This is a genomic window from Flavobacterium bomense, assembly GCF_003970355.1.
Genome location: NZ_RYDJ01000246.1, coordinates 1 through 1,089, shown reverse-complemented (window position 1 = coordinate 1,089; position 1,089 = coordinate 1). Strand labels below are relative to the sequence as shown.

2 protein-coding genes are annotated in these 1,089 nt (G+C 33.1%); both read left to right on the top strand.

The annotated features are described in order from the left end of the window. The first annotated feature begins 223 nt into the window (after window positions 1-223). Window positions 224-553, top strand: a complete 330-nt coding sequence (locus tag EKL98_RS17065) for a translation initiation factor (RefSeq protein ID WP_126563246.1) — start codon at window positions 224-226, stop codon at window positions 551-553. 58 nt (window positions 554-611) lie between these two features. After that, the coding region (locus EKL98_RS17060) for a nucleoside phosphorylase-I family protein (protein ID WP_449404017.1) at window positions 612-1,089 on the top strand (478 nt) is incomplete at its 3' end.

Genomic DNA, 1,089 nt, shown 5'->3' with positions numbered 1-1,089 from the left:
ATGCTGAAAACCCAAAGAAATTCGATGACATTACAGCCGGAGATTACTTGTACGAAAGATTGGTTGATTTGGGATTAATCAAAAAATAATATTCATCCAAAAACAAATAGACAACTTGCTGTTTTTGTACTTTTACCATTAAGAAATTAAGTTTCATTAAGTTTTATATTTCTTAATGAAACTTAATTTCTTAATGGTTTACAAAACAATTTAATTGTAAAAAATGGACTTACACGAACAACTAAAAAATTTATTTCCAGATCATATCGAATCGGAACCCGAAGAATTTCTAGAAGAAGAGCACGAGCTTTTTATTCAAAAAGAACCTATGATTTGCAAATTCGAAAAGCGAAAAGGAAAAGCCACTACCATAATCGAAGGTTACGAAGGAACTGACGAAGATTTTAAAATATTGGCTAAAGAAATTAAAACTAAATTGAGCGTTGGTGGTACTTTCAAAGACGATTCCATCATTATTCAAGGCGATTATCGGGATAAAATTATGCAAATTCTTAAAGAAAAAGGCTTTAAAGTAAAACGCGTTGGTGGCTAAAAATTTCAGAAATCAACTTTAAACTTTTAAACCTTAAACAATTTAAACAAAATTACTAATGATACAATCATCAGAATTGATACTCAATCCAGACGGAAGTGTCTATCATTTGAACTTACTACCCGAACATATTGCCCAAGACATCATCTTCGTAGGTGACCAAAACCGTGTCGAAAAAATTACGCAATTCTTTGACAGCATCGAATTTTCGACCCAAAAAAGAGAATTCAAAACTCAAACCGGTCTTTTCAAAGGGAAAAGAATCACAGTAATGTCAACCGGAATTGGTCCAGACAATATCGACATTGTGATGAACGAATTGGATGCTTTGGTCAACATCGATTTGAAAACCAGAACTCCAAAAGAAAAACTGACATCTTTAAATATTATCCGAATTGGCACTTCGGGTTCCTTACCAGCTGATATTCCTGTGGATAGTTTTGTAATGGCAAAATTTGGCTTGGGATTAGACAATATGCTTCGCTCCTATTTGATTGTCGAAGTTTCGAATCTTGAAATGGAAGATGCTTTTGTGT

Coding starts and splice junctions, on each gene's coding strand:
- EKL98_RS17065 (WP_126563246.1), top strand. CDS start 224: ATGGACTTACACGAACAACTAAAAAATTTATTTCCAGATCATATCGAA.